General features: G+C 66.0%; 13 protein-coding genes. 5 read left to right on the top strand and 8 right to left on the bottom strand.

Translation table 11 applies throughout. The features are described from left to right. The first annotated feature begins 6 nt into the window (after nucleotides 1–6). Both ACN9MU_RS30230 and ACN9MU_RS30225 read left to right on the top strand, forming a co-directional pair. Nucleotides 7–2220: a putative bifunctional diguanylate cyclase/phosphodiesterase gene (locus tag ACN9MU_RS30230; RefSeq protein WP_426165734.1), complete on the top strand. Its 2214-nt coding sequence runs from the start codon at nucleotides 7–9 to the stop codon at nucleotides 2218–2220. Between the two features lie 6 nt (nucleotides 2221–2226). Then, nucleotides 2227–3834, top strand: a complete 1608-nt coding sequence (locus ACN9MU_RS30225) for an SEL1-like repeat protein (RefSeq protein WP_426343872.1) — start codon at nucleotides 2227–2229, stop codon at nucleotides 3832–3834. Here ACN9MU_RS30225 and infA read toward each other — a convergent pair whose 3' ends face one another. From infA to ACN9MU_RS30185, 8 genes are all read right to left on the bottom strand, one after another. After that, complete coding sequence (infA, locus tag ACN9MU_RS30220) at nucleotides 3835–4098, bottom strand: translation initiation factor IF-1 (RefSeq protein ID WP_426165730.1); 264 nt, start codon at nucleotides 4096–4098, stop codon at nucleotides 3835–3837. It lies immediately after the preceding gene. 267 nt (nucleotides 4099–4365) lie between these two features. Beyond that, nucleotides 4366–5211 carry a TolB family protein gene (locus tag ACN9MU_RS30215; RefSeq protein ID WP_426343871.1) on the bottom strand — a complete coding sequence of 282 codons (846 nt, stop codon included), beginning with the start codon at nucleotides 5209–5211 and terminating at the stop codon, nucleotides 4366–4368. Nucleotides 5212–5341: 130 nt separating this feature from the next. Next, nucleotides 5342–7204 (bottom strand): MFS transporter, encoded by a 1863-nt coding sequence (locus ACN9MU_RS30210; RefSeq protein ID WP_426343870.1) that lies wholly within the window; start codon nucleotides 7202–7204, stop codon nucleotides 5342–5344. A gap of 16 nt (nucleotides 7205–7220) precedes the next feature. Beyond that, nucleotides 7221–8306 carry an N-acetylglucosamine-6-phosphate deacetylase gene (locus ACN9MU_RS30205; RefSeq protein WP_426165724.1) on the bottom strand — a complete coding sequence of 362 codons (1086 nt, stop codon included), beginning with the start codon at nucleotides 8304–8306 and terminating at the stop codon, nucleotides 7221–7223. 2 nt (nucleotides 8307–8308) lie between these two features. After that, on the bottom strand, nucleotides 8309–9076 hold the full coding sequence (locus tag ACN9MU_RS30200) for a DeoR family transcriptional regulator (RefSeq protein ID WP_426165722.1): 768 nt from the start codon (nucleotides 9074–9076) through the stop codon (nucleotides 8309–8311). 32 nt (nucleotides 9077–9108) lie between these two features. Next, nucleotides 9109–10437 (bottom strand): D-tagatose-bisphosphate aldolase, class II, non-catalytic subunit, encoded by a 1329-nt coding sequence (locus ACN9MU_RS30195; RefSeq protein ID WP_426319524.1) that lies wholly within the window; start codon nucleotides 10435–10437, stop codon nucleotides 9109–9111. 7 nt (nucleotides 10438–10444) lie between these two features. Beyond that, entirely contained in the window at nucleotides 10445–11395 is a 951-nt protein-coding gene (locus ACN9MU_RS30190; RefSeq protein WP_426319523.1) for an ROK family protein, read from the bottom strand. Further along, nucleotides 11382–12518, bottom strand: a complete 1137-nt coding sequence (locus ACN9MU_RS30185; RefSeq protein ID WP_426319522.1) for an SIS domain-containing protein — start codon at nucleotides 12516–12518, stop codon at nucleotides 11382–11384. Before ACN9MU_RS30185 ends, ACN9MU_RS30190 begins: the two co-directional genes overlap by 14 nt. A gap of 316 nt (nucleotides 12519–12834) precedes the next feature. Here ACN9MU_RS30185 and ACN9MU_RS30180 point away from each other — a divergent pair, with 316 nt between their 5' ends. The 3 genes from ACN9MU_RS30180 (at nucleotide 12835) to ACN9MU_RS30170 (ending at nucleotide 20601) form a co-directional block, all read left to right on the top strand. Next, nucleotides 12835–16155 (top strand): TIM-barrel domain-containing protein, encoded by a 3321-nt coding sequence (locus tag ACN9MU_RS30180; protein ID WP_426343869.1) that lies wholly within the window; start codon nucleotides 12835–12837, stop codon nucleotides 16153–16155. Between the two features lie 74 nt (nucleotides 16156–16229). Continuing rightward, complete coding sequence (locus ACN9MU_RS30175) at nucleotides 16230–19205, top strand: TonB-dependent receptor plug domain-containing protein (RefSeq protein WP_426319520.1); 2976 nt, start codon at nucleotides 16230–16232, stop codon at nucleotides 19203–19205. Nucleotides 19206–19236: 31 nt separating this feature from the next. After that, nucleotides 19237–20601 (top strand): Gfo/Idh/MocA family protein, encoded by a 1365-nt coding sequence (locus tag ACN9MU_RS30170; protein WP_426165710.1) that lies wholly within the window; start codon nucleotides 19237–19239, stop codon nucleotides 20599–20601. Nucleotides 20602–20605: the final 4 nt, after the last annotated feature.

Genomic DNA, 20605 nt, shown 5'->3' with positions numbered 1-20605 from the left:
GCCCGCATGAACACGATGATCCCGACGCCCCCGCCGCCGGAATTCCAGCCACGCCTGCTGCTGGTCGACGACGAACCGCGCCTGCTGTCTTCCCTGTACGAGCTGCTGCGCGTGCAGGACAGCTACCAGCTGGTGACCGCCAGCACCGGCGCCGAAGCGCTGGCCCACCTGAGCCGCCAGCAATTCGACCTGCTGCTGCTGGACCTGCGCCTGCCCGACATGAGCGGCCACGACATCATGGACTTCGTGAACGCGCGCGAGATCGACTGCGACGTGATCGTCATGAGCGGCGAGGCCGGCATCGAGGCCGCCATCGGCGCCTTGAAGCGCGGCGCCTACGACTACCTGCGCAAGCCGTACAACCCGCCCGAGCTGCTCAAGACGGTGGAGAACGCGCTGCAAAAGCGCCGCCTGGCGGTGGAGAACACGCGCATCGGCCAGCGCCTGGAAAACTCGGAAAAGATGTACCGCTACCTGGTGGACAGCTCGCCCGACATCATCTACACCCTGAACCACGAGGGCTGCTTCACCTTCGTCAACGACCGCGCCTACCAGTTGCTGGGCTACTCGCGCGAAGAGCTGATCGGCAGCCACTACTCGGTGCTGGTGCACGAGGAAGACCAGGAGCGCGCCCGCTACGTGTTCAACGAGCGCCGCGTCGACGAACGCGCCTCGCGCAACGTCGAGCTGCGCCTCAAGTGCAACAACAGCGCCGCCGGCGACCGCACCTTCAGCAACACCCTGATGACGATTTCGCTCAACGCGATCGGCATGCACGTGCCGGGCGAGGAAGTGGCGCGGCACGAGTTCTTCGGCACCTACGGCGTGGCGCGCGACATCACCGACCGCAAGCGGGCCGAGGAGATGATCTCCTACCAGGCCTACCACGACATCCTGACCGACCTGCCCAACCGCATCCTGTTCAAGGACCGCCTCGGGCTGGCCGTGATCCAGGCCAAGCGCAAGCTCACCGAGCTGGCCGTGATGTTCATCGACCTTGACCGCTTCAAGCTGGTCAACGACACGCTGGGCCACGTCAAAGGCGACGAGCTGCTGCAGCAGGCCGCGCGGCGCCTGAAGGAATGCCTGCGCAAGGGCGACACGCTGGCGCGCCATTCCGGCGACGAATTCACCATCGTGCTGCCCGAGCTGCGCGACCGCGCCGACGCCAGGGCCATTGCCGACAAGTTCCAGGAAGTGCTGCAGGCGCCGTTCGACCTGGACGGCCACGTGGTGCACATCTCGGCCTCGATCGGCATCGCGGTCTACCCGAACGACGGCGATTCGATCGAAGAGCTGCTGCGCCACGCCGACATCGCCATGTACCAGGTCAAGGCGCAGGGCAAGAACGGCCACAGCTTCTACCACGCCTCGATGCAGGACATGTCGCACCAGAAGATCGCGCTGGAGCAGTCGCTGCGCAAGGCGCTCGAGAACAACGAGCTGGAAATGTACTACCAGCCGCAGGTCGACATGGCCAGCGGCCGCATCATCGGCGCCGAAGGCCTGATGCGCTGGAACCACCCGACGCGCGGCCTGCTGTCGGCCGGCGAGTTCCTGCCGTTTGCCGAAGAAAACGGCCTGATGCTGCCGATCTCGGACTGGATGATCGGTGCCCTGTGCCGCGACCTGCTGCTGTGGAACGCGGCCGGCGCCGACAATATCCGCCTGTCGCTGAACCTGTCGCCGCAATACCTCGACCGCGGCGACTTCTTCGAAAAGATGCGCAATGCGCTGCTGCGCTACCAGATCTCGCCCTCGCAGATCGAAGTGGAGATCACCGAGAACATCTGCATCCGCAATCCGCAATACGCCATCGAGCAGTTGAACAAGCTGTGCCAGCTCGGCGTATCGGTGGCCATCGACGATTTCGGCACCGGCTACTCCTCGCTGTCCTACCTGCACCGCTTCCCGATCCACACCATCAAGATCGACCAGAGCTTCGTCAAGGAGATCCACGACGAGCACGGGCACTACCCGGTGATCCTGGCCATCATCTCGATTGCGCGCGGCCTGGGCCTGCACCTGGTGGCCGAAGGCGTGGAGACCGAAGTGCAGGCGCGCTACCTGGCCGCCAACGGCTGCGCCACCATGCAGGGCTACCTGTATTACCGCCCGATCGCGCTGACGGCCTTCATGGAAGTGCTGGCGGCGCAGAACCAGGCCGACGCTCCCGCCATCGCCCTGCCGGCCGGCTTGCGCCTGGCGAGCCAGGCCTAGGCATCCATGCAGCGGCCCGCAACGATTGAAGCAGGAGGCGCCGGCGCGGCGGCAAGCGAAGCGCATTACGTCGCCGAATTCCTGCGCGTGCGCCAGCTGGCCGAACGCGGCGTGGCCAATGCCCAGCATAGCCTGGGCTTCATGTACTTCAACGGCCAGGGCGTGGCGCAAAGCCACGAGCTGGCGCTGGCCTGGTACCGCCAGGCCGCCAACGCAGGCCTGGAGCACGCGCAATACAACCTGGGCGTGATGTTCCAGAAGGGGCAGGGCGTGGACGCCGATTTCGCCGAGGCAGCGCACTGGTACCAGCTGGCCGCCGAGCAGGGCTACGCCGCCGCGCAGTACAACCTGGGCTGGCTGTACGCCAAGGGTCAGGGCGTGCCGCACGATACCGAGAAGGCGCGCTATTGGTTCGCCAAGGCCGCCGACCAGGGCGATCCCGGCGCGCAGAACAACCTCGGCATGATGTACGACAGCGGCCGCGGCGTGCCGCAGGACTTCGCGCAAGCGATCATGTGGTACCGCAAGGCCGCCGACCAGGGCTACGCCCGCGCCCAGTTCAACCTCGGCCTGCGCTACGACAACGGGCAGGGCGTGGCGCAGGACGGCAAGCAGGCGCTGGGCTGGTTCCGCAAGGCCGCCGAGCAAGGCTACGCCGCCGCCCAGTTCAACCTCGCGCTGCGCTACGACAAGGGACAGGACGTGGCGGCCGACGCCGCGCGCGCCATCAAGTGGTACACCCTGGCGGCGCAGCAGGACCACGTCAGTTCGCAGTTCAACCTGGGCCTGATCTACGACAACGGCAACGGCGTGCCGCGCGACGAAGCGCTGGCGCTGAAGTGGTACCGCCGCGCCGCGGAACTGGGCCACGCCGGCGCGCAGAACAACCTGGGCCAGCGCTACGAGCAAGGCCAGGGCGTGGCGCAGGACCACCGCGCAGCCGCGCACTGGTACCGCAAGGCAGCCGAAGCCGGCCATCCTGCCGCGCAATACCATCTTGCGCAGCTGTACGAACAAGGCCAGGGCGTGCCGCGCGACCAGCAGGAAGCCATCTTCTGGTACCGCAAGGCCGCCGGCCAGGGCCACCTGCGCGCGCAGTTCGACCTCGGCCTGCGCCATGAAACGGGGCAGGGCGTGCCGCAAGACGCGCGCCAGGCGCTGGCCTGGTTCCGTCGCGCCGCCGAACGGGATTACGTCGCGGCGCAATTCATGCTGGGCCAGGTCCACGACCGCGACGACGGCCCGGCGCCCGACCTGGCGCAGGCGAATGCCTGGTACCGCAAGGCCGCCGGGCAAGGCCACACGCTGGCCTGCTTCACGCTCGGCCTGCGCTACGACAACGGCCAAGGCCTGCCGCGCGACTTCACGCAAGCGCTGTCCTGGTACCTGGCTGCCGCACGCCAGGGCCACGGCCGCGCCCAGCTCAATGCCGGCCTGATGTTCCTGGCCGGCCAGGGCACGCCAGCCGACGCCGAGCAAGCCTGGCGCTGGCTGTCGCTGGCCGAACGCAACGGCCAGCCCGCCGCCGCGCGCCACCTCGCCAGCGCCGCCGCCCGTCTTGCACCGCACCAGCTAAGCGCATTGCGCGCCGCCCCCCAAACCCTTTCAGGGTAATTAGCGGCGACGCTGGGGCGGACGCGGGCCGGACGTGCCGCGCTGCTCGATGTGACGGAAGACGATGCGGCCTTTGTTCAGGTCATATGGAGACAACTCCAGCGTTACCCTGTCGCCAGCGATGATACGGATGAAGTTCTTCTTCATGCGGCCGCCGGTGTAGGCAATCAGCTTGTGGCCGTTGTCCAGGTCCACGCGGAAGCGTTGCTCCGGCAGGATCTCGGTGACCACGCCATTCATTTCGATGAGTTCTTCTTTTGCCATGCTGCTTTCCTTTGCGATTGGGGAGCGAGGTGCGAAAAAAAAGCCCGCGTAGTTGCGGGCTTCGTTTCAATGTAATGCCAATATTTCAATCGCTGCTACAGCCCGTGCTATCTGCACGGTGCGAAGCGGTCAGCCAATGCTATCTGCAAGGTGCCGGCCTGTGACCAATGTTTGGTGCTACAGGGTGAAGCTCTCGAGTGCTTCACCGCGGAGCGCAGTATAACACAGGTTTTGTGCGGTGCACAAATTATTTCATTGCCGGCCCGGTCAGCGATAGCGGGAAGGATCGAACGGGTAGCTGTAAATGTTTTCGATGAATCGTTCGCCTTCCTTGGCCTGGCGCGCCAGGTACAGGCGCTTGCCGTGCGCGAAGGGCGTAAATTCGGCCTGCGCCGTATTGTATGGGGCGCCGATATTTTTCGGCGTGCTCCAGCCGTCCTTGCCGTTGAAGCTGATGTAGAGGTCCATGTCGCCCGCGCCGCCCGGGACGTCGGAGAAGTACAGCAGGTAGCTCTGGTCGGCGGCAATGTACGGATTCGATTCGCGCCATGGGCCGGTATTGACCGGTTCGGGCATGCGCTCCGGCGCGACGTACCTGCCTTCGACGCGGCGCGAGCGCCACAGGTCCGATTTGCTTTCGGCGCCATTCTTCATGAAGTAGATGGTGCCGTCGGCGGCAATCGAGCCTGAGGACTCGGATTCATCGCTGTTGATGTCGTGGCCGAGATGGACCAGCGGCCCCCAGCGGCCATCCTGCAGCGCCACCGAGTAGATGTCGAAGCCTTTGCGGGCAGGCTTGTCCGGCACCGGGCGGTTGGACTGGAAGATGATCGACTTGCCGTCGGGAGCAAAGGCCGGATCGATGTCGCGCGAGCCATCGGTGGCGGAGAACGGCACCGGTGCCGGCTTCTGCCACTTGCCATCGACCTTGTGCGATTCCACGATCACCAGCCTGGTTCGGGCGCCGCCTGACTGCACCCACAGCGCGTGCTGGCCATCGGGCGACAGCGTGAAGCCGAATACGCCGTTGTCCGACACCAGGCCTGGCTCGAACATGCCATCATTGGGCGAAGCGGCAATCGCAGTTGCTAGCAGCAGGGCGGAAATATTCATCAATGTGATTCCAGGATATCAAGTTTGCCGCCGCGCGACCGCAACAGCGGCGTGACCCGGACAGCGACAGCGCCGGGGGGCTCAATTGCAGCGCCATGGTGACGCAATTGCCCCAGGCGTGCAACGCCTTTCAACGCGCGAAATGCGCTTCGATCTCTTCCAGCGTCTTGCCTTTCGTCTCCGGCAGCAGGAAGGCGGCGGCCAGGAAGTACACCACCGTGCATCCAGCCCAGAAGAAGAACATCGCCGCGTAGCCATGCCGGCCAACGGTCGGCAGGAACACGGCCGCAATAGTAGTGGAGACGAACTGGTTGACCAGCAGCGCGATGCTCATGCCGTTGGAGCGGATGCGGGTTGGCATCAGCTCCGATAGCGCGAGCCAGACGCAGACGCCGGGGCCGACGGCAAAGCTGGCCACGAACAGGCAGATTGCCAGCGTCACTTGCCAGCCGTGTGTCGCCGAAGGCAGGGCGCCGAGCTGTGCCTGCTGTATTTTCAGCGGCGCGCTGCGCCCTTCTGCCGGGTCGGCAAAGGGATTCAGGTGCAGGCGGCGGAAGAAGGCGCCGATCACGCTGTCCGCCTGCACGGTGTCGTCGCGCGACAGCACCATTGGCGCCAGTGCCGGGTCGTCGCTGCGCCGCGTCTGCACGTTGGTGAACGGGCCGTAGGAGTAGGACACGGTAAGCAGCTGCGGCGCGGCATCGGCATCGGCACCGGGCTGGGCGCCAAGCGCCTTCAGGGTCCTTGCGTCGAGGCGCAGCGACAGCGTATCGCCCCTGGCCAGCGCTGCCACGATGGCGCTCACGTCGCGCTGCCCGCTCTCCGCACTGCGGAACAGCAGGCCAGCGGCCAACAGGGCGACCACGATGCCGCCGCTGCCCAGCATCAGCAGGAATTTGCGGCCCTTGCGGTCGACCAGCAGCACGGCCACCACGGTCATGACGGCGTTCAGCAGCTTGAGGCCGACGTCGGCCATGTTGGCGGTGGCGCCGGGCAGGCCGGCCTGGTTCAGGATGTTGACGACGTAGGCCAGCACGGAATTGATGCCGGTCGCCTGCGTGCAGGCCAGCACCAGGCAGGCCAGCAGGAAAGGCAGGGCGTAGCGGCGGCTCAGCAGGGGATCGTCGGCGGCCGTGGCAGCGGCGCCGCCACGGCCGGCAACCACGCCGCGCGCGGCGGCGATGTCGCCCGCGGTGGGCTCGCCGGCGCCGGCAGCGGCAGCGCCACGCCTGGCCAGGCCGGCGGCAGCTTGCATGTCGCGCAGTTCGGCATCGGCTTCGGCGGCGGCACGGGTGCGCAGCAGGGCGGTGCGGGCTTGTTCGCTGCGGCCGCGCTGCACCAGCCAGCGCGGCGATTCAGCCAGCAAGGCGCTGCCGAAAGTGAATACCAGGCCCGGCGCAAGGCACATCCAGAAGATGCTGCGCCAGGCGTGATCCTTGGCGTCGAAGACTGCGGCGGCACGCGCGGTTTCCGCCAAGGCTTGCGCGGCTTGCGTCGCGCCTTCGACATGCCGCGCCTGCACCAGGCCGATCAAGGCTGCCGCCACCAGGCCGATGGTGAGCAGGAGCTGGAACAGGGCGGCGCCGCGGCCGCGCTGCTCGGCGCGCAGGCATTCGGCCAGGTACAAAGGCACGACTACGCCGATCAAGCCGCCGCTGATCCCTTGCAGCAGGCGCCCCAGCAACAGTGGGGTATAGCCGTCCGACAGCGCGATCAGGGGAATGCTGATGGTGAACAGGGCGCCGGCCAGCACCATCGCCCAGCGGCGTCCGATGGCGTCGGCAATGGCGCCGGCAAACAGCGAAGACAGCACGGAACCGAGCAGCACCGCAGCAACGATGAAGCTCAGTTGCTGGGCGCTCAGCTTCCACGCGACGGAGGCGGTCGACTCAAGGTAAGGCAGGGCGCCGGCAATGATGCCGACATCGATCCCGTAAAGCAGGCCGCCCATCCCGGCGATAAACAGTAAATAGCGCATGGATAAGGCCTGCATTGGATCTCCTGTATGGTTATGAGAGCGGGATGGCCTCGCCTTCAACGAAGACGGCCACGGGGTGTAAGGACTGGTCCAGCACGACGATGTCGGCCCAGGCCCCCGGCGCCAGGCGGCCGCGCTGCGACTCGCCCAGGTAATCGGCAGGGAAGAGCGACAAGCGCTGCGAAGCTTCCGCCACGTCCATGCCCAGGCTGACGAAGTTGCGCAAGGCCTGGTCCATGGTCAGCACGGAGCCGGCCAGCGAACCGGTGGCAAGGCGCACGCAGCCCATGCACTTGAACACGCGCTGGGTGCCGAGCGCGTACTCGCCGTCCGGCATGCCGGTGGCGGAGGTGGCGTCGGTTACGCCGTACAGGCGCGGAATGGCGCGCAGCGCGGCGCGCATGGCGCCCGGATGCACGTGCAGCAGGTCGGGAATGATCTCGGCATATTCCGCATGCGCCATGGCCACGTCCACCATGCCCGGCTCCTTGTGGCTCATGCCGGTCATGCCGTTGAACAGGTGGGTGAAGCCGGCGGCGCCGGCGCGCATGGCAGCCACGCCGTCGTCGTAGCTGCCGGCGCTGTGGCCGATCTGGACGCGGATGCCCATGTTCTTCAGGTGCGGGATCAGTTCCAGGTGGCCCGTCACTTCGGGCGCCATGGTCAGCACGCGGATCGGCGCGATGGCGTGGTAGCTCTCCACCAGTGCGCGGCTGCCGGTCACCACGTCGGGCGGCTGGGCGCCGAGGCGGCGGCGGTTCAGGAACGGGCCTTCCAGGTGCACGCCCAGCATGCGCGCGCCGTGTTGCGGGCGTTGCGCGATGACGCCGGCCAGGCCTTGCAGTGCGTGGCGGATCGAATCCTCCCTGGCGGTCAAGGTGGTGCCGAGCAGCGCGGTGGTGCCGTGCCGCGCGTGGCTGCGCGCTACCACGCTGCCGGCTGCGCCGCCTTCCATGATGTCGACGCCGGCGGCGCCGTGCACGTGCAGGTCAACAAAGCCGGGGAGGATGGTCAGGCCTGCGCCGGGGGGGCCTTCGGTGATGCTGGTGATGCGCTGATCGAAGGCGATGCTGCCGTTGATCCAGCCGTCGGGAGTGAGGATGCGACCTTGCAGCATCTTTACTCCGCGACGATCACTTCGATGCCGCGCTTCTCCAGCCCATCGCGGTATTCGGCGCTGATGCTGGCGTCGGTGACGACGGTGTGCACGCGGTCCAGTTGCACGATGCGGTGCAGCGAGACGCGGCCGAACTTGGAAGCGTCGGTCAGCACGATGACTTTCTTGGCGCGCTCCACCATCTTGTGGTTCAGGTTTGCTTCCGCTTCGTGGTGGGTGGTGATGCCGAACTGCAGGTCGAAGCCGTCGACGCCGAGGAACAGCTTGTCGAAGTTGTAGGCCGACAGGCAGGCTTCGGCCTGGGCGCCCTGCAGCGACAGCGATTGCTTGCGCAGGCGGCCGCCGGTCAGGATCAGGTCCACGCCCGGCGCGTCGGCCAGCTCCCACGCGATGTTCAGGCCGTTGGTCAGCACCGTCACGTCGCTGGCGTCGCGCAGCTGGCGCGCCAGCGAGATGGTGGTGGTGCCGGAGTCGATGATCACGTTGTCACCCGGCTGCACCATGCGTGCGGCCAGCAGGCCGATTTGCTCTTTCTGCGCCTGGTTCAGCGAATCCTTCTGGCGGATGGTGTGCTCGGTCGGCGGCGTGCGCGCCAGCAGGGCGCCGCCGTGGCTGCGCTGCACCAGGCCCTGGGATTCCAGCACACTGAGGTCGCTGCGGATGGTGACGGCGGAGACGCCTAGCTTGTCCACCAGGTCGGTGACCTGGACCGAACCATGTTGTACGATCGCCTGCAGGATGGTTTCGCGGCGTTGGCTGGTATTTCGCATGTCTTCTGTCGCTGGCTGTCAAAACGTCGAGCTTAACAGATGGCGGCAGCCCTGTGCCCGGCAGCGGCGTTGGCGCTGCAGGCGCGCGCATATTGCGCCAGCACGCGGCCGACCTTGTGTTCCAGCAGGGATTGCGGCGCGGCCGCCAGTTCTCCCTGCAGCACGGCGGGCACTTGCTCCGGCAGGTACTGGCTCAGCAAAGGCAGCGGGATGCTGCGGCCGGCCAGGTTGGCCAGGAGCTGGCTGACGGCGGCGGCCACTGCCGGTTCGCCCCAGTAATAGCGGCAGCGGTCGGACAGGCCGTAGCGGCGCATCAGGCGCTGTTCCTCGGCGCTGCCCAGGTAATGCTTTTGCCAGTGCTGCGGCTTGGCCAGCATGGCCTCGTCCAGCACGTCCATCAGGCGCGAGGCCTGCTCCCTGCCCAGCAGGGCTTCCTCGATCAGGCACAGCGCCAGGAAGCCTTCGCGCAGGGCGAAGGTGGCGGCCGGGCCGACCTTGAGTATGGCGTAGTGGTCGCGCACCATCTCGTGCAGGCCCGCTTCGCGCTGGTAGTCGGTGGAATGCGCTTCGAACACCAGGCCGGGCTGGCTGGCGGCGAAGGCGGACAATCCGGCCGCCGCAACCGCGTCGTAGTGCTGCACATTGGCCTGGTCGAAATCGACGCCCGGCTGCACCACCATGGCGATCACGCGCTGCCATGCAGCGTGCAGGCCGGCTTTGGCGAAGGCGCGGCGGTGCACCTCGAGCGTGCGCTGCGCCGCCTGCGGCGCGGTGACGGCAAGCGCCTGTTCCAGCGATGCCTCGCCGCCCGGCACAGGCACTTCAGTGCCGATCACATACACCGGCGGCGGCAGGCCGGCGCGGGCCGCCGACTGCTCGGCGATGACGGCCAGGCGGACCGCGCGGGCGGCCACGGTTTCGTCGCTCAGCACCGGCTCGTCGTCGGCGCAGCGCATGCTGCAATCGAGGTGGATCTTGTGGAAGCCGGCCGACACGTAGGCGTCGATCAGCACGTCGGCATGCGCCATGGCGCTGGCCGCGTCCTGCGACTGCCAGGCGTTGGGGCCGAGGTGGTCGCCGCCCAGTACCAGGCGGTCGGCCGGGAAGCCCTGCTCCTGCGCCAGGCGATGCACATAGTCGCGGAATTGCGCCGGCTGCATGCCGGTGTAGCCGCCGAACTGGTCCACCTGGTTGGAGGTGGCTTCCACCAGCAGCAGCGTGCCGTATTGCGCGGCCACCTGCATGGCGGCGCGCAGCACGGCGGGGTGGCTGCAGCAGACGCTGTACAGGCCGACGGCGTTGCCGGCGCGGTGCGCCTCGACGATTTGCAGGACTGGGGAAAGCTGGGCAGGCTGTTTCATCGTCGTCTTAGTTCGTTTGTTGGCGCGCCAGCAGGGCGGCGCCGCGTGCACCGCCGGCATCGCCGAAGCGCGGCGCCAGCACTGGCGGAGTTTGCACGCCGCGGAACAGGTGGCGGCGCATGGCGGCCGGCAGTTGCTGGTACAGGTGCGACAGCTTGGATAGTCCGCCGCCCAGCACGATGGCGTGCGGGTCGTAGGCCAGCACCAGGCCGGCCATGGCGTGGCCCAGCAGGTCGAGGTGGATCGCCAGCGCTTGCGCGGCCAGGGCGTCGCCGTTGTTGGCGCGGCCCACGATCGCCAGCGGCTGTGCGCCGTCGCCGCCGAGGTGGGCGTGCAGCTGCGACAGGCCGGGACCGGAGACGTAGCGCTCGAGGCAGCCCTGCTTGCCGCAGGGGCAGTCCAGCACCGGCAGCTTGTAGAGGGCCAGCAGCGGCGCGGGAATCGTCCAGTGGCCCCACTCGCCGGCAATGGCGTTGAAGCCGCGTTGCAGGCGGCCGTCGACGCAGTAGCCGCCGCCGGCGCCGGTGCCGATGATGGCGCCAAACATGGTGGGCAGGCCTGCTGCAGCGCCGCCTTGCGCTTCCGACAGGGCGAAGCATTGGCAGTCGTTGCCGATGACGACGGGACGCGCCAGCGCTTCCTGCAGCGCGGCGGCGACCAGGCGCCCGTTCAGGGCCGGCACGTTGGAGCTGAGCTGGCGGCCGGTGGCGCTGTCGATCACGCCGGGCAGGCCGATGCCGACCGCGGCAGCCGGAGCCTGCGGGCCAAGCGCTGCGTCGCCGCGCGCCGCCAGGCCGCCGATCGCGGCGACGAATTCATTGAAGTCGGTGCCCGGCGTCGCGACGCGCTCGCGGAACACTTCCCGCAGTTCGCCGCCGGCATCGATCCACGACACCAGTTCGATCTTGGTGCCGCCGATATCGATGCCGTGATAGCCGGTTTGCTCAGAACTGGTCATGGCGGTAGATGGTGACGCCTTGCACCACGCGGTTGACGGTGCCGTCGGCGAAGGGATTGTCGGGTGCCAGGCCCAGCGTGGCCGACTGGTGCAGGGCGTATTGCTGCGCCATCAGCAGCCACAGTGGCGCCAGCCAGGCGTCCGGCAAGGCGGGCGCTGCGACCGTGACGTCGGATTCGCTGCCGACGGTGATCACCGAACCTGCCACGCCTTCGCGGCGCAGCTCTTGCAGCAGGTCTTCCTCATACCGGCGCGCCAGCGCTTTGCCGCTGCGGAACAGCACAACCAATGATTGCTTGTTCAGCGCCGACTTCGGGCCGTGGCGGAAACCGAGCGCGGTGTTCGACATGGCCAGCACGCGGCCGCCCGTCAGTTCCAGTATTTTCAGCGCGGATTCCTTGGCAAGTGCTTCCAGCGGACCGCTGCCCAGGTAGACCACGCGCTGTACCGGCTGCGCGGCCAGCGTGGCCACCGGCGCTGCCCAGTCGCGCAATGCGGTGTCGCCGGCCTGCGCCAGCGCTGCCAGGTGCTCCTGCCATTCGCCCTTGCCCAGCACGCACAGGGCGGCCAGCAGCATGCAGGTGAAGCTGCTGGTCATGGCGAAACCACGGTCGCAGCTGGCGGCAGGCATCAGCAGGTTGAAGGCGCGCGCGTCGGTATCGCCCTTGCGTGCCAGCTGGCCTTGCGCATTGCAGGTGATGTTCAGGAAGCGTGCGTCGGCTACCAGCTCGCGCACCAGGTCGACCGCGGCCAGGCTTTCCGGGCTGCTGCCGCTGCGGGCGAAGGACACCAGCAGGGTTGGCGCGTCCGGGTCGAGGTAGAGCTCCGGGTGGGTCAGCAGGCTGGTGGTGGCCACGGCGCGCACCTGCGCTGGCCAGGCCGCGTTCAGTTCATCGGCAACGATCTCGCCGACATAAGAGGAGCTGCCGGCGCCAGTCAGGATCACGCGCTGCTGCGGATCGTGCAGGCAGCCGCCGACGAAAGCGGCAACGTCGGCCGCGCGGCTTTGCAGGCTGCTGCGCAGTTCGCGCCACAGAGCCGGCTGCTGCGTAATCTCTTCGGCGGTATCGAGGCCGCGGATATCGCGCCAGGATTGCGGGTCACGCTGGAGGAGGGTAGTCATCGAAAAAAGAAAAGTTATTCGTTGGCTGAAAGCATAAATAGTATATTTCGAAAAGTCAAATGCGAAAGACAAACGAAAGATCTGGCCGGATGAACAGTGTGCCGGAACGGTGGTGAAGCGTTCATAATTCAGCATGCTACGTTGCGTGATAGCTACTATTCGAAAGATATTGCGCTGATTTGCTGGGTCAAACGAAAGTAAATTGCGTGAAAAATGGGTGCGATAGCGCAGTTTCCTTTCTTTTTGTTGACCTTTTTTGCTTTTATTCCTAAAGTAGGACCGTCAAAACGAAAAATATTGCACCTTAGGCAGGCTTATGAAGAGACTCACCCGCACTGCAATTGCCGCTGCCGCGATGGCGCTGGCCACTGGCGCCGCCCTGGCTGCCCCGCTCGGAAAACTGCGCAGCATTGCTGCCGCGCCGGCCGCTGCCGCGGAAGGCCTGTCCTGGGACCTCGCGACCGAGTCCGGCGCCATCGTGCGCGTCAGCCTGCTGCAGGACGACGTGCTGCGCATCTGGGCTGGCCCCAAAGGCAAACTGACCGATGCCGGGGACAAGGCGGCCGCCATCGTGATCGGCAAGCCGGCCGCGCATATTGAGCATAGCGTAAGCGAACAGCCCGACCACATTTTGCTGCGCACTGCGAAACTGGCCTTGCGCATCGACCGCAACCCCTTGCGTTTCAGCCTGTTCCGCGCTGGTGAAACGCAGCCGCTGTGGCGCGAAGTACAGCCGCTGGAGCTGGGGGACAGGACCAGCGTGCAGACCCTGTCCAGCGACAAGGCGGAACGCTTCTTTGGCGGCGGCCAGCAGAATGGCCGCTTCGAGTTCAAGGGGCGCCAGCTTGCCGTATCCTATTCGGGCGGATGGGAAGAGGGCGACCGCCCAAGCCCGGCGCCATTTCTCATGAGTTCGCGCGGCTGGGGCATGCTGCGCAACACCTGGTCCGACGGCAGCTATGATTTGCGCCAGCAGGACGTCGTCGCCTTGCAGCACGCAGAACCGCGCTTCGATGCCTACTACTTCGTCGGCAAGGATGTGCGCGACGTGCTGGCGCGCTACACCGAGTGGACCGGCCGCGCGCGCATGCTGCCGCGCTGGGCGCTGGAATACGGCGATGCCGATTGCTACAACGACGGCGACAACGTGAAGAAGCCGGGCACTGTGCCGAAAGGCTGGAGCGATGGCCCAAGCGGCAAGACGCCGGACGTTGTCGATTCGGTGGCGCGGAGATACCGTGAGAACGATATGCCGGGCGGCTGGATCCTGCCCAACGACGGCTACGGTTGCGGCTACACCAGCCTGCCGGAAACCGTGCAGGGCCTGGCGAAATACGGCTTTCGCACCGGCCTGTGGACCGAGAACGGCGTCGACAAGATCAAGTGGGAAGTAGGCGCCGCCGGCAGCCGGGTGCAGAAGCTGGACGTGGCCTGGACCGGCAAGGGCTACCAGTTCTCGCTGGATGCCAACAAGTCGGCCTACGACGGCATCCTGGACAATTCCGACAGCCGCCCTTTCATCTGGACCGTGATGGGATGGGCCGGTACGCAGCGCTATGCGGTGGCATGGACTGGCGACCAGAGTGCAAGCTGGGACTACATTCGCTGGCACGTGCCGACGCTGGTGGGCTCCGGCCTGTCCGGCCAGGCGTATGCGACCGGCGACGTGGATGCGATCTTTGGCGGCAGCCCCGAAACCTATACCCGCGACCTGCAGTGGAAGGCATTCACGCCGGTGCTGATGGGGATGTCGGGCTGGTCCGCCAACGCGCGCAAGCATCCATGGTGGTTCGACGAGCCTTACCGCAGCATCAACCGCCGCTACCTGAAACTCAAGCTGCGCCTGACGCCTTACATGTACACGCTGGCGCACGAAGCGGAACAGACCGGCGCGCCGCTGGTGCGCGGCCTGATGTGGGACTACCCATCCGACCCTGCCGCCTTCACCGAAGCGTACAAGTACCAGTTCCTGCTGGGCCGCGAGGTGCTGGTAGCGCCCGTGTTTCGCAGCCAGGCGGTGTCGCAAGGCTGGCGCAAGGCGATCCACCTGCCGCAGGGAACGTGGTTCGAGTACTGGGACGGGCGCCAGGCAACGGCCGGCGCCGCGGGGCGCGACATCGACCTGCAGGTCACGCTCGACAAGCTGCCGCTCTTCGTTCGCGCCGGCGCCATCCTGCCGATGTATCCGGAAGTCCTGTACGACGGCGAAAAACCGAAGGACGTGCTGACGCTGGACCTGTATCCGCACGGCGAATCCTCGTTCACGCTGTACGAGGACGACGGCAACACGCGCCAGTACCAGAAGGGTGCATTCAGCCGGCAGGTCCTGCGCATGCGTGAATCCGGCGGCGCCGTGAGTGTCGACATCGCCCCGGTGGAAGGCAGCTACGCGGGCCAGGAGGCACGCCGAAGCTACGTCCTGCGCATGCTGACGCGCCAGCGCCCGGCGGCGGTCGCCACTGCAAGCCGCACCCTGCCCGCATGCGCGGACCGCGCCGCCTATGACGCTGCCGCGGAAGGCTGGTATTACGACCCGCAGGAGCGCACCGGCACGCTGTACGTAAAGACTGCGAAGCAGGACATCCGCCAGCCGCTGCAAATCAGCGTCCAGGGCGCGCAAGCACTGGCCGCACAGGACGGAAGCTTCCCGCCAGCTCCTGAACTGGGCCGCGCCTTGCCGCCGGACGCCTTGCTGGTGGTGAACCGCCCCGCAGAGGAGCCTGGACACCCGCTTGAAAACGCCTTCGATGACCAAGAGGCCGCCTGGTTCCGAACCACCCGCAACCAGTCGATCCGCACCGGCGCCCACGAATGGACCATCGGCTTCACCGAGCGCCGCCTGGTCGACGGCATCGAGATCGCGCCGCGCAACGACGAGCACTGGAAGCACGGCCAGGTGCGGGACTATGAAATCTACATCGCCGACACGAACGGCGAATGGGGCAAGCCGAACTTCACCGGCCGCCTGAAGCTGCAGAAGGAAACGCAGACCATCAGCTTCCCGGCCACAGCTGGCCGCCTGCTGCGCTTCCGCGTGCTCAGCACGCAGAACCCGGAAGGAGAAGGCGCGGCTTCCACCGACCCGATGGTGACGGCCGCCGTCCAAGCGCCGGCCAAGGCAATCAACGCCATGCAGCCGGCCGAAGTGGGGCCGATCGCGTTGTCCAGCTTCCGCATCCTCGAACATCGTGCGAAGGAAGGCACGGAGCAGCAAAGCTTCCTGTCGGACCTGCCATTGCCGAAAGGCGTCGGACGCGATCGTCCTGCCGGCAAGGGAAAGGACATGCGCATGAACGGCCTGTGGTTCCGCAAGGGACTGGGCGTCGGCCCCGCCAGCCGCATCGACCTGCAGCTGGAAGGCAGCTGGAACCTCCTGCGCGCCGACCTGGGCGTGGACGACAGCTGCCGTAGCGCCGGCGGCCTGCAATTCCAGGTCTGGAGCAGCGAGCGCCTGCTGTACGACAGCGGCCTGGTGACGGCGCCTGCCGTCGTCAAGCCGGAAATCGATGTACGCGGGTTGCGGCAACTCAGCCTGCGGACCCTGGGTGCGCGCGGCGCCCAGCCAGCCCAGGTTTGCGGCAACTGGGCCAATGCCGTACTGCTGGGCACAGAAGGCGCCACCGCCAAGACGCGCTGACCGCACATTTTTCGTCACCAAGAACGAACCCCTCTTCGGACCGGGGAGGGCGTTTTGCAAACTAAAAAAAGGAGATGCAAGTGGAACTGAAGAAATTGATCGCTGCGCTGGCAGCCATTGGATGTGCTGGCGGGGCCTTGGCAGACGGGGCGGATGACAAGAAGGACGAGAAAGGCGAGAAGATCCACCGCGTCGAAGTGACCGGCTCGAGCCTGAAGCGCATCAACGCCGAAACCGCATCGCCGGTGCAGGTCATCGACGCCAAGCAGATCGAAAACATGGGCGCCCGCACCCTGATGCAGGTGCTGGACAACCTGCCAGCCGCGCGCCCGGCCCAGCAAGACTTCCGTTCCATGTTCACCGGCTCCGACGGCGCCTCGCAAGCGAACCTGCGTGGCCTCGGCGCGCAAGGAACCCTGGTGCTGCTGAACGGCCGCCGCCTGTCCTTCTACGGCGCACCGGCCGGCTTCCAGACCATGTTCGTCAATATCGACTCGATTCCCGCTGCGGCGATCGAGCGCATGGAAATCCTGACTGATGGTGCGTCTGCGGTGTACGGCTCGGACGCGGTGGCCGGCGTGATCAACGTCATCACCAAGAAGAACTACCAGGGACTGGAAGCGAAGGTCAGCACCGACCATTCGCAGGAGGTGTCGGCCTACGGCGAGCACCAGGCCAGCCTGGTGTACGGGAAGGGCGACTTCGGCAGCGACGGCTACAACTTCATGGCGTCCCTGAACGTGTACAAGCGCGACCGCATCGCGCTGGCCGATACCTACGACAAGCGCCCGGACTACTACTACGTCAACAACCCGAACTTCATTTCGAACTTCCGCGTCGGCGTCGGCAGTGAACCGGGCCAGCCTAACCCGGGCACCTTCTTCGTATTCGATCCGGCCAGGAACAATGCCCGCACCCAGCGTGCGGTGACCGGCTGTTCCACCATGATCACCGAAGCATCCGGTACACGCTGCGTGTGGAACAACCTGCCGTACTCCATCGATACCGGCCCGACTTCCGACCGCGCAACCGGCTTCCTGTCCGGCCGCAAGAAGCTTGGCGAAGACCTGGAATTCTTTGCCGAAGCAGCCTTTACCCACATCAAGCTGCGCGGCGAGAACGGCCCGCGCAGCTTCAACAGCGGCACCACCAACAACTGGTTCTCCCGCAATACCGGCACCACCTTGAACACCTTCAGCTACCCTTACCTTGGCCCCAACAACGTCTACCTGAAAGGCAAGCTCGATGCCGACATGGCCGCCAAGATGGGCGGCGCGGCGGGCCTGAACTACGTCCTGCAGGATGCGGCTGGCCACTTCGGCCAGAAGAACCTGGACGACAACTACCGCGTGCTGGCCGGCCTGAAGGGGCACCTGGCCGGCAGCTGGGACTTCGAAACCGCACTGGGTGTCGCAGGCAGCCATTCCACCCTGTACCAGACCATCAACGTGAATACCAAAGGCTTCGAGAAAGCCTTCGGTCCCTTCACCAAGGACCCGGTCACCGGCCGCACCTATATCGCTGACAACCCGGCCTACAAGTTCGGCGAAATCAGCGAAGCCAATGCGGCCCTGATCCGCGAAGCGTATCCGACCTTCGACATCCAGTCCTGGACGAAGCTGATTACCTTCGACGCCAAGGTGGAAGGCACGCTGTTCAAGCTGGGCGAACGCGAAGTGCGCGCTGCCTTCGGCACCAACCTGATGCGCGAAAGCTTCGATACTCCCGGCAATCCGGATGCCGCCAATGGCCTGATCACGCAGCAGGGCGGTTCCTGGTTCGACGGCAAGCGCACCGTCAGCGCGCTGTTCGGCGAAGTGGTGGTTCCGGTCACCGACACGCTGGAAGTCAACGCCGCGGCGCGCCTGGACAAATACCCGCACTTCTCCGCCAACCTTGCGCCGAAGGTCGGCGTGCAATGGCGCGCGCGTCCTGAAATCATGGTGCGCGGCACCTACTCGGAAGGCTTCCGTGCCCCCAACCTGGCAGAATCGGGCAGCGGCGGCGTGTTCGCGCAGGTGGGCGGCATCCGCGACACCGTGCGCTGCGACGAAACCAACGCCATCGCCAAGCTGCTGCAGATGTCTGTCACCGCGACCGACCGCGACCTGGGCAAGACCCTGCTCAATTCCAACTGCTCGACCACCGTGGGCGGCCTGACCCCGCCGAACCCGAACCTGACGCCGGAGAAAGCCAAGATCTCGACCCTTGGCCTGGTGCTCCAGCCGGCCAAGGACGTCAGCATTTCACTGGACTACTGGTTCGTCTACCGCCGCAACGAAATCGTGCGCCAGGACTTCAACCAGCTGTTCACCGCGCTGGTCGACCAGTACGGCCCAAGCCTGGCCGGCACCGACAAGGCAATCCGCAACGAGCTTTCCGATGCCGACCGCGCCAATATGGCAGCCGTGGCCGCCATGTGCGCCAATCCCGCCAATGCCGCTGCCTGCACCGGCCCGCTGCCGAAGTACTCGGTGGGCAACCTGGGTGGCCTGATCAATTCCTACTCGAACCGCGGCCGCACCCTGCTGGACGGCTTAGACATCGATGCGCGTGCCCGCTTCTCGCTGGGCGAATACGGCAAGCTGGGTACCGGCGCCGCATTCACCATCCGCAAGCGCGAAACCTACAACTACGAAGACGGCAGCGGCTTCTCCGGCAACTACGTCGGTTACTACGATTCGCCGCGCCTGCGCGCCACCTTCAACGCCGACTGGACCTACCAGAACCTGGTCACCAGCCTGTTCGTGAACTACACCGGCAAGGCCAAATGGGCATTTGGCGCATACGACACCGACAACGCACCGGAGAATTGCACCGCCGGCGGCGTCGCATTGCCGGATGACCTGTGCGGCGGCCAGCCTTCGTACTACACCGTCAACCTTGGCTTCAACTGGAAGCCGGTCAAGAACCTGGACCTGGGCCTGAACATCAAGAACGTCACCAACAAGAGGCCGTACTACGACCCGAACGGATGGGAAGGATACAACCACCAGCAAAACCTGTTCGGCCGCGTCTTCTCGCTCTCGGCCAACTACAAGTTCTGGTAACCTGCGACCCAACCAAAGAGGTAACGACTAGATGGACAAGCAATTCAATCGACGACACTTCCTCACCGCTGGCGCCGCGCTGGCGGGCAGCCTGCTGCTGCCTTCCGCCTTTGCGGCGGGCAGCCGCGAAAAGCTCCGGCTCGGCATGATCGGCACCGGCATGCGCGGCCAGGTGCTGCTGCGCGAACTGATACGCCGCGACGACGTGGAAGTCGCTGCGCTGTGCGATATCGAGCCGATCATGCTGGGCAAGGCCATGGCGAAGTTCGAGAAGGCCGGCAAGGCCAAGCCGCGCACCTTCGGCGAGGATGGCGACAAGCACGCCTACCGCCGCATGCTGGACGCGAAACAGCTCGATGGCGTCATCATTGCCACGCCTTGGGAATGGCATGCGCAAATGGCGATCGACGCCATGCAAGCCAGAGTGCCTGTCGGCTGCGAGGTAGTAGCAGGCGTGACGCTGAAGGATCACTGGGACGTGCTGGACACCCAGCTCAAGACCGGCACGCCGTATATGCTGCTGGAAAACGTGTGCTACCGCCGCGACGTGATGGCGGTGCTGCAGATGGTGCGCTCCGGCCTGTTCGGCGAACTGGTGCACCTGCAGGGCGGCTACCAGCACGACCTGCGCGCCGTGAAGTTCAACAACGGCGACCCGGCCAAGCCATACGGCAGCGGCATCGAGTTCGGCGCCAAGGGCTGGTCGGAAGCGAAGTGGCGCACCGAGCACTCCGTGCAGCGCAATGGCGAGCTGTATCCAAGCCATGGCATCGGGCCGTGCGCGATGTACACCAATATCAACCGCGGCAACCGCTTCACCCGCATCAACACCTTCGCCACCAAGGCGCGCGGCCTGCACGACTACATCGTCAAGCAGGGCGGCGCCGATCATCCGAGCGGCAAGGTGAAGTTCAGCCTGGGCGACGTGGTGACCACCACGCTGTCCTGCGAGAACGGCGAGACCATCATCCTGCAGCACGACACTTCGCTGCCGCGTCCTTACTCGCTGGGCTTCCGCGTGCAGGGCACCAATGGCTTGTGGATGGACGTGAACCATTCCATCCACATCGAAGGCAAGAGCAAGCCGCACCAGTGGGACGACTTCCAGGCCTACCAGGACCAGTACGACCACCCGTTGTGGCGCAAATACGCAGGCGACGCAGCGGGCGCGGGGCACGGCGGCATGGACTACTTCGTGATCCACGCTTTCGTGGCAGCGCTGAAGGCGCGTGCGCCGATGCCGATCGATATCTACGACGCGGTGACGTGGAGCGCCATCACGCCACTGTCCGAGCAATCGATTGCGCAGAACTTCCAGACGCTGGACTTCCCTGACTTCACACGAGGCCAGTGGAGCAAGCGCAAGCCGATCTTCGCTTTCGACGATCGCTACTGACATC

The organism is Pseudoduganella sp. R-32 (genome assembly GCF_049913245.1).
Taxonomy (GTDB): domain Bacteria; phylum Pseudomonadota; class Gammaproteobacteria; order Burkholderiales; family Burkholderiaceae_D; genus Rugamonas.
The sequence above is the reverse complement of the archived record's forward strand: the minus strand, read 5'-3'. Positions and strand labels throughout refer to the sequence as shown.

Excerpts from the sequence above, each read along its gene's own strand:
- ACN9MU_RS30170 (WP_426165710.1), top strand. The coding sequence starts at position 19,237 with ATGGACAAGCAATTCAATCGACGACACTTCCTCACCGCTGGCGCCGCG.
- ACN9MU_RS30195 (WP_426319524.1), bottom strand. The coding sequence starts at position 10,437 with ATGAAACAGCCTGCCCAGCTTTCCCCAGTCCTGCAAATCGTCGAGGCG.
- ACN9MU_RS30225 (WP_426343872.1), top strand. The coding sequence starts at position 2,227 with ATGCAGCGGCCCGCAACGATTGAAGCAGGAGGCGCCGGCGCGGCGGCA.
- ACN9MU_RS30205 (WP_426165724.1), bottom strand. The coding sequence starts at position 8,306 with ATGCTGCAAGGTCGCATCCTCACTCCCGACGGCTGGATCAACGGCAGC.
- ACN9MU_RS30230 (WP_426165734.1), top strand. The coding sequence starts at position 7 with ATGAACACGATGATCCCGACGCCCCCGCCGCCGGAATTCCAGCCACGC.
- ACN9MU_RS30210 (WP_426343870.1), bottom strand. The coding sequence starts at position 7,204 with ATGCAGGCCTTATCCATGCGCTATTTACTGTTTATCGCCGGGATGGGC.
- ACN9MU_RS30180 (WP_426343869.1), top strand. The coding sequence starts at position 12,835 with ATGAAGAGACTCACCCGCACTGCAATTGCCGCTGCCGCGATGGCGCTG.
- ACN9MU_RS30190 (WP_426319523.1), bottom strand. The coding sequence starts at position 11,395 with ATGACCAGTTCTGAGCAAACCGGCTATCACGGCATCGATATCGGCGGC.
- ACN9MU_RS30175 (WP_426319520.1), top strand. The coding sequence starts at position 16,230 with ATGCAAGTGGAACTGAAGAAATTGATCGCTGCGCTGGCAGCCATTGGA.
- ACN9MU_RS30200 (WP_426165722.1), bottom strand. The coding sequence starts at position 9,076 with ATGCGAAATACCAGCCAACGCCGCGAAACCATCCTGCAGGCGATCGTA.
- infA (WP_426165730.1), bottom strand. The coding sequence starts at position 4,098 with ATGGCAAAAGAAGAACTCATCGAAATGAATGGCGTGGTCACCGAGATC.
- ACN9MU_RS30215 (WP_426343871.1), bottom strand. The coding sequence starts at position 5,211 with ATGAATATTTCCGCCCTGCTGCTAGCAACTGCGATTGCCGCTTCGCCC.
- ACN9MU_RS30185 (WP_426319522.1), bottom strand. The coding sequence starts at position 12,518 with ATGACTACCCTCCTCCAGCGTGACCCGCAATCCTGGCGCGATATCCGC.